The 7,813-nt window shown below is 58.5% G+C and carries 7 protein-coding genes and 1 pseudogene; all 8 read left to right on the top strand.

What is annotated here, in order from left to right; genetic code table 11:
* Window positions 1–1,117 (top strand): RHS repeat-associated core domain-containing protein (locus JH25_RS0127260; protein ID WP_177327408.1); only part of this gene is annotated, 1,117 nt, incomplete at its 5' end.
* Entirely contained in the window at window positions 1,114–1,524 is a 411-nt protein-coding gene (locus JH25_RS09415; protein ID WP_032879261.1) for a hypothetical protein, read from the top strand. The genes JH25_RS0127260 and JH25_RS09415, both read left to right, overlap by 4 nt.
* 158 nt (window positions 1,525–1,682) lie before the next feature.
* A complete protein-coding gene (locus JH25_RS09420; RefSeq protein ID WP_032879260.1) occupies window positions 1,683–1,988 on the top strand; it encodes a hypothetical protein in 306 nt (101 codons plus the stop codon).
* A 105-nt stretch (window positions 1,989–2,093) separates the two neighbouring features.
* A pseudogene (locus tag JH25_RS28195) lies at window positions 2,094–2,544 on the top strand (Fic family protein); the annotation flags it as partial.
* Between the two features lie 75 nt (window positions 2,545–2,619).
* Window positions 2,620–2,862: an exodeoxyribonuclease VII small subunit gene (locus JH25_RS09425; RefSeq protein WP_005791829.1), complete on the top strand. Its 243-nt coding sequence runs from the start codon at window positions 2,620–2,622 to the stop codon at window positions 2,860–2,862.
* Window positions 2,859–3,746: a (2E,6E)-farnesyl diphosphate synthase gene (ispA, locus tag JH25_RS09430; RefSeq protein ID WP_032879258.1), complete on the top strand. Its 888-nt coding sequence runs from the start codon at window positions 2,859–2,861 to the stop codon at window positions 3,744–3,746. The genes JH25_RS09425 and ispA overlap by 4 nt, the downstream gene beginning before the upstream one ends.
* Before the next feature lie 110 nt (window positions 3,747–3,856).
* Complete coding sequence (dxs, locus tag JH25_RS09435) at window positions 3,857–5,755, top strand: 1-deoxy-D-xylulose-5-phosphate synthase (RefSeq protein ID WP_005791833.1); 1,899 nt, start codon at window positions 3,857–3,859, stop codon at window positions 5,753–5,755.
* 172 nt (window positions 5,756–5,927) lie between these two features.
* Entirely contained in the window at window positions 5,928–7,802 is a 1,875-nt protein-coding gene (locus JH25_RS09440) for a TonB-dependent receptor domain-containing protein (protein WP_032879256.1), read from the top strand.
* The last annotated feature ends 11 nt before the right edge of the window (window positions 7,803–7,813 follow it).

The raw sequence follows: 7,813 nt of genomic DNA, 5'->3' as shown, positions 1-7,813 counted from the left end.
CTCCCAAGACGTCCAGGAACGCTTCGCCCACGACCCGGCGGGCAACCTGCTGATGCAAGACCGCCCCGGCCCGGACATCGTTGCCGGCAACCGCCTGATGATCCAGGGCGACCGCCATTACGACTACGACGCCTTCGGCAACCTGATCCGCGAACGGCGCGGCAAAGGCCATCAACTTGTCACGGAATACCGCTACGACTGCCAGCATCGGTTAATCAGCATCACAAAACCGAACGGCGAAACCGCTAGTTATCGCTATGACCCGTTTGGCCGGCGTGTCAGCAAGACCGTGGATGACATAACCACGGAGTTTTTCTGGCAAGGCGACAAGCTGATTGCCGAGCACCATGCGGACTGTCATCACAGTTATATCTACGAGCCCAACAGCTTCCGCCCGCTGGCACTGCTGGAAGGCTACGGACCACAAGCCACAACGCCCTACAACTACCAACTCGACCACCTCGGCACACCGCAGGAACTGACCAGCCCCGAGGGCGAAATCGTCTGGTCCGCCCACTACCGCGCCTACGGCCAGATCGCCCGGTTCGACGTGGGCAAAATCGAAAATCCGCTGCGTTTCCAAGGACAGTATTTCGACCAAGAAAGCGGGCTGCACTACAACCGCCATCGCTACTACAATCCGGACATTGGTCGTTACCTCACGCCGGATCCGGTGAAGTTGGCGGGTGGGATCAATGGGTATCAGTACGTGCCCAATCCTACGGGGTGGGTGGATCCGCTAGGATTAGCGTGCACTCGTGGCAATTGCCAAGGACAAAAAGGCCAAGCCTCTCATAAACATGAAGAAGAAACTCCAAAGGTAGGGAGTTCAACTCATTCCGCAACCTATGAGCAAGCGCTGAACAAAGCCCTTGAATGGTTACTGGAAAACGACTTTCGGGCGGAAAAACCAAAACTAGGAAAATTCGGTGAACGTAAAGGTCAGCCCATCGGGATGCAAACAGCTGACGCGAGAACTGGTTATCGTATTGAATACGACGAAAGGCATGGTGCTCATATTAATGTATGGACCCACAGAAAGAACGGTCCTCATTACACTTTTGAAGGCACGTCAAAAACTGTGTTTCAGCTCACCAAGAGGTTCGCAAAGAAATGAGCTACCTTGACGACGAAATAATCAACGACCTCAAGAAAATGAGCGTCAAATTCAGCATTCTGTCAGAAGCCGAACACGATTTAATTGTTGAGTTAACAAATGAGACCATCCCTTTTTCAGGAAGCCAAATAGCTTGGAGTTTTTTTAAGGAGAAAACTTATATCGGCCCATCCTCTTCGCAAGTCACGCTAGAGAAATTAGAGAAAAAAATAAAATCCACTACCGAGCAGAATGTAATTTTCATTGGCGATGCAACCGACAATGCATATTCAATTACGACCTGCGGACTTATGCATGCACTACAATTTTTTTCGACAACCCCCCAACATACGTACATACTTCAAAAACCGTTAGACTGGATTGCTTGCATTTCATTTGAGGGTGATGTTGACTTTGCAAAATTTTAGAATATCCAAACCGCTAGCTCTTGTTGTTTGAAAACTTAGGCATATTAAAATCAATTATAAAATACAGCCCCCAAAGCCAAATGAAGATAAGAGTAACCGACGTAGTTTCTGACCAGAACATCCTACGTGTGAGATTCAACTCACCCTTCGGAGATGGTGTGGCTTTATGGAGCGATCCCGCACCAGAAATTGGTGAAGATCTAGACGTAGAGTTCGAGCTGGACGAAGTATTTTCTTGGCAAAAAAACATCATGCCGTCGATTGAAAAGACACCACAGATTACTTTTACCAATGACACACACTCCATAACTGGCAAATTCATTCAAGATGGAGACGATAGTTGTGCCGCATTAAAGCTTGGCGACTCAATAATCCTTATTGAGCTCGATGAGCCAATAAGACAGGAACTCGATTTAGTAGAGTTGAGAGTAAATACCATTCATCTATACCCAACAAACGTCTGAGCACGACTTCAACCACTGCGCCGCATACTCCTTGATAAGAGAGTCAGTCCCTAGGCGCTCTTCCATGAATCACCCGCACTGGATCTGGCAACACACTGATTTGGCCTGGCCCAGGGCGAACACCAAGCCATCCGGTTTTACGCCATGTCGGCCAGCATCCTTGAGGATCGTGCCGGTTACTACAACGCGCTGGAGTCCAGTCAAAAAGCCACCCTGGATATCACCAACTGGCTGGAATGGTTCCTGAAAACCCTGCTGCGCAACCTGCAGCAGGCGATGGCGCGGATTGACCGGGTGTTAGGCAAGAGCCGGTTCTGGCAACAACACCGTGGCGTCGCTTTGTCCGCCGAACAGGTCAAGGTACTCAATCGCCTGCTCGATGGGGTGAGAGGGGCTTCGAACACGGAATCAGTGCCGCGCAGTACCAAGCCGTGGCGAAAGTGTCCAAGGCAACAGCAACACGCCACCTGGCCGACTACTGGAAAAAAACTGCCTGACACGCCTCCCCGGAGGCGGCCGCAGCACGCGTTATCAGATCAATCCCGCCCAGCAGTAACAGCCCCACTCATTTGCCCCAATCCCCCATGTCTGCTAGTGTCGCGCCGGTTTACCGTCTACCGGAATTGCCGCCATGGCCCGCAAAAAAGTTGCACTGGATTTCGAACAATCCCTCGCCGACCTGCAAACCCTGGTCGAGCGTCTGGAGAACGGCGAGTTGTCGCTGGAAGACTCGTTGACGGCATTTGAGCAAGGCATTGGCCTGACCCGCGACTGTCAGAGCGCGTTGGCGCAGGCGGAGCAGAAGGTCCAGGTGCTGCTGGAGCGCGACGGGGAGTTGGCGCAAGAGCCTTTCGATGCGGAACAGCCGGAATGATCAGCGCGTATCAGGCCAGTAGCCAAGCCCGGGTGAATGCGGCGCTGGAGCCCTTGTTTGCTGCGCCAAGCCCGGAATTGACGCGCCTCTATGAAGCCATGCGCTACAGCGTGATGAATGGCGGCAAGCGGGTGCGCCCGTTGCTGGCCTATGCGGCCTGCGAAGCCCTGGGCGCGCCGGCGGCCGAGGCCAATGGCGCAGCGTGTGCGGTGGAGTTGATCCACGCTTACTCCCTGGTACACGACGACCTGCCGGCGATGGATGACGACGATCTGCGTCGCGGCCAGCCCACGACCCACAAAGCCTTCGATGAGGCTTACGCGATCCTGGCCGGGGATGGCTTGCAGAGCCTGGCGTTCAGCGCGTTGCTGGACCCGGCGCTAAGCAGCGTCAACGCCGAGATCCGCCTGCGCATGGTTACTGCTCTGGCCCACGCTGCTGGCCCGGCCGGAATGGTCGGCGGCCAAGCCATCGACATGGGTTCGGTCAGCCTCAAGCTGGATCAAGAAGCCCTTGAATACATGCATCGCCACAAGACCGGCGCGTTGATCGAAGCCGCCGTGCACCTGGGCGCCCTGGCCAGCGGCCGCGCCGACGCCGAGCAACTGGCGGCCCTGCAGACTTATTCCCGCGCGATCGGCCTGGCCTTCCAGGTGCAGGACGATATTCTCGACGTGGAAAGCGATACCGCCACCCTCGGCAAACGCCAAGGCGCCGATATTGCACGGGACAAGCCGACGTATCCGGCTCTGCTGGGGCTGGAAGCCGCCAAGGCATACGCCATTGAGCTGCGTGACCAGGCCCTGGATGCCCTGCGACCTTTCGACGCGGCGGCCGAGCCGCTGCGTGACCTGGCGCGGTATATCGTCGAGCGCCGCCACTGACAACCCCGGCCATTTGCGCCGCATATCGGCCAAGTTCGGCGCCCTGCGTGGGCAGTTTGCACCGCTTGAGGTAAACTGCCGCCTCTTCTATACCTATAACGATTCGCCTGATGCCCACGACGTTTCAAGAGATTCCCCGCAAACGCCCGTCCACGCCCCTGCTCGACCGCGCTGCCACGCCGGACGGCCTGCGTCGACTGGGTGAAGCCGAGCTGGAAACCCTGGCCGATGAGTTGCGCCTGGAATTGCTCTACACGGTCGGCCAGACCGGTGGGCATTTCGGCGCCGGGCTGGGCGTGATCGAGCTGACCATCGCCCTGCATTACGTGTTCGACACCCCGGACGACCGGCTGGTGTGGGACGTGGGCCATCAGGCATATCCGCATAAAATCCTCACCGGCCGTCGCGAGCGCATGGGCAGCCTGCGCCAGAAGGACGGCCTGGCCGCCTTCCCGCGCCGTTCCGAGAGCGAGTACGACACCTTTGGCGTCGGCCACTCCAGCACGTCCATCAGTGCAGCGTTGGGCATGGCGATTGCCGCCCGTCTGCAAAACAGCGATCGCAAGGCGATTGCCGTGATCGGGGATGGCGCGCTGACTGCCGGCATGGCCTTCGAAGCGCTCAACCATGCGCCAGAAGTGGATGCCAACATGTTGGTGATCCTCAACGACAACGACATGTCGATCTCGCGCAATGTCGGTGGCCTGTCCAATTACCTGGCGAAAATCCTCTCCAGCCGCACCTACGCCAGCATGCGCGAAGGCAGCAAGAAAGTGCTGTCGCGTCTGCCTGGCGCGTGGGAAATCGCCCGTCGCACCGAAGAATATGCCAAGGGCATGCTGGTGCCCGGCACCCTGTTCGAAGAGCTGGGCTGGAACTACATCGGCCCTATCGATGGCCACGACCTGCCGACCCTGATCGCCACCTTGCGCAACATGCGCGACCTCAAGGGCCCGCAGTTCCTGCATATCGTCACCAAGAAGGGCAAAGGCTTCGCCCCGGCTGAAGTCGACCCGATTGGTTACCACGCGATCACCAAGCTCGAACCCCTGGACGCGCCCGCCGCCGCGCCGAAAAAGGCCAGCGGGCCGAAGTATTCCGGTGTGTTTGGCGAATGGCTGTGCGACATGGCGGCTGCCGACCCACGCCTGGTGGGCATTACTCCGGCGATGAAGGAAGGCTCCGACCTGGTGGCGTTCAGCGAGCGTTTCCCGTTGCGTTACTTCGACGTGGCGATTGCCGAGCAGCACGCTGTCACCTTCGCCGCCGGCATGGCCTGCGAAGGCGCCAAGCCGGTGGTGGCGATCTACTCCACCTTCCTGCAACGCGGTTATGACCAGTTGGTTCACGATGTGGCGGTGCAGAACCTCGACGTGCTGTTCGCCATCGACCGCGCCGGCCTGGTGGGCGAAGACGGCCCGACCCATGCTGGCAGCTTCGACCTGTCCTACCTGCGCTGCATCCCCGGCATACTGGTGATGACGCCCAGCGACGAAAACGAACTGCGCAAGATGCTCAGCACCGGCCACCTGTACAACGGCCCGGCCGCTGTGCGGTATCCCCGGGGCAATGGCCCGAATGCCGTGATCGAGAAAGACCTGGAGCCGATTGAAATCGGCAAAGGCGTCGTGCGTCGCCAAGGCAGCAAAACTGCATTCCTGGTGTTTGGCGTACAACTGGCCGAAGCGCTGAAAGTGGCTGAAAAGCTTGATGCCACAGTGGTGGACATGCGTTTCGTCAAACCGTTGGATGAGGCGCTGGTACGCGAAATCGCCGCCAGCCATGAGTTGTTGGTGACCGTCGAAGAGAACGCCATCATGGGCGGCGCCGGCGCGGCAGTCAGCGAGTTCCTGGCGCGGGAGAACATCCTCAAATCGGTGCTGCACCTGGGCTTGCCGGATGTGTACGTCGAGCACGCCAAGCCGGCGCAGATGCTGGCTGAGTGTGGCTTGGACGAGGCCGGCATCGAGGCTTCGGTGCGCGAGCGTTTGGCGCTTCTGGCCCTGTAGAAACCGGGACTAAATGTGGGAGGGGCGGTGCGACGATTCGACTTGCTCCCGATCGCGGTGTATCAGTACCAGATGTTCTGACTGACACACTGTAATCGGGAGCAAGTCGAATCGTCGCACCGCCCCTCCCACATTTAACTTGTATCACCTTCAAAATCGCTATGGACAGCCCATGAAACGCCTGTGCCTCGCCCTGCTGCTTTTACCCGCCGCCGATCTGCTCGCCGACACCCGCGACCAGGCCTTGAAGCTCTCCGATGTGGTCATCAGCGCCAACCGCCAAGTGCAGGCACGTAACGACAGCAGCGCTGCCAACACCGTCTTCACCCGCGCCGACATCGACCGCCTGCAACCCACCAGCGTCACCGACCTGCTCAGCCGCGTGCCCGGTGTGCAGGTTGCGCCGACCGGTGGGCGTGGCAGTTTGCCGGGGATCTTCATTCGAGGCACAAAGGCCGCACAAAGCCTGGTACTGGTGGACGGCCAGCGCATTGCCAACACCACCACCGGTGATAGTGGCCTGCAATATCTGAACGTCGATCAGATTGAGCGTGTAGAAGTGCTGCGCGGTTCCCGCTCGGTCATTTACGGCAGCGACGCGATTGGCGGAGTGATCCAGGTGTTTACCCGGCGCAATGCCGAGCAAGGCTTGCAGCCGCGCTTGAAGCTCGGGTTTGGCAGTAACCAGACGTGGGAACGTAGCCTGGGCTTGTCGGGCGGCGATGAACATACGCGCTTCAACCTGGGCGCAAGCCTGGATGAAACCGCAGGTATCAACGCGAGCCACGCGTCGTTCCCCAGTGACGGCGACCATGATGCCTACCGAAACCAGTCCATCAGCCTGAACCTCCGCCATTCGTTCAGCGATGAGCTGGAGGTAGGTTTCAATCTGCTGGATAACCGTGGCAAGTCGGAGTACGACAACAGTTATGGCCGCTACAACGGCGCCACCGGGCAGAGCGTCGGCCAGAAACCCTACACCGATTACACCGTCAGCAGCGCCAGCGGTTATGTCGATGCCAAGCTCAATGAGACCTGGCAGTCGCGCCTGGAGTTGGGCCACAGCGAAAACCGTGACACCAAGCGCGATACGCTCAGTGATGATTTCAGCGTGTTCAATACCTACCGCGACTCGGTCAACTGGCAGAACGACCTGACGCTGAATGAGCAGAACAACCTGATCGTCGGTGGCGACTGGTATGAAGACCGCTTCCACGGCTCCACCACCTTTACCGAAAACAGCCGCTGGAACCGCGCCGCCTTTGTGCAGCACCGCTTCCACAGCGAGTGGTTTTCCACCGAGCTTGGGCTGCGTCGCGACCAGAACCAGCAGTTCGGCGGTCAAAATAGCTGGAGCGGCACCCTGACCGTACCGGTCAACCCTGACAACGACCTACTCTTGAGCTACAGCGAAGGCTTCCGCGCGCCGACCTTCAACGACCTCTATTACCCCGACACGCAGTACAGCAACCCCAATCTGCAGCCCGAGACATCAAAGAGCTACGAGCTGCAATGGCGCAGCCAACTGACCGACAGCACACGGGTGGAAGCCTCGCTGTATCGTACCGACCTGAGCGACGCGATCATCCTTGACGCCGGCAAGCCGCAAAACGTGGCATCGGCGCGGATCAACGGCTTTGAAGCGGCGCTCAAGCAGGAAGTGTTTGGCTGGCAGGGCAACCTGGGCCTGTCGCTTATCGACCCGCGTGACCGTGACAGCGGCCACACCCTGGCACGTCGCGCTCGGCGTACATTGAACCTGGATCTGGATCGGCAGTTCGACAAGCTGGGCGTTGGCGCGAGCTGGCAGGCGATCAGCAGCAGCTACGATGATGAAGCCAACCGCAACCGTTTGGGCGGGTATGCCTTGTTGGGGCTACGCAGCAGTTGGGCGTTGAACCGAGAGGTGTCGTTGTCGCTGAAGGTGGATAACGTGCTGGACAGGTCTTATGCCCGGGCGAAGTACAGCTACCTCGGCGAGGCTCAGAATTATCGTGAAGAAGGTCGGGTGTGGATGGTTGGGCTGACATGGACGCCTGAGTTCTGAGGGACCTGCAC

This window comes from Pseudomonas sp. BRG-100, from assembly GCF_000737955.1.
Lineage (GTDB): Bacteria > Pseudomonadota > Gammaproteobacteria > Pseudomonadales > Pseudomonadaceae > Aquipseudomonas > Aquipseudomonas synxantha_A.
This window is presented reverse-complemented; position numbering and strand designations above follow the sequence as displayed.

What these genes read in the sequence shown, in the direction of transcription:
- JH25_RS09415 (WP_032879261.1), top strand. Translation starts at nt 1,114, where the DNA reads ATGAGCTACCTTGACGACGAAATAATCAACGACCTCAAGAAAATGAGC.
- JH25_RS09425 (WP_005791829.1), top strand. Translation starts at nt 2,620, where the DNA reads ATGGCCCGCAAAAAAGTTGCACTGGATTTCGAACAATCCCTCGCCGAC.
- ispA (WP_032879258.1), top strand. Translation starts at nt 2,859, where the DNA reads ATGATCAGCGCGTATCAGGCCAGTAGCCAAGCCCGGGTGAATGCGGCG.
- dxs (WP_005791833.1), top strand. Translation starts at nt 3,857, where the DNA reads ATGCCCACGACGTTTCAAGAGATTCCCCGCAAACGCCCGTCCACGCCC.
- JH25_RS09440 (WP_032879256.1), top strand. Translation starts at nt 5,928, where the DNA reads ATGAAACGCCTGTGCCTCGCCCTGCTGCTTTTACCCGCCGCCGATCTG.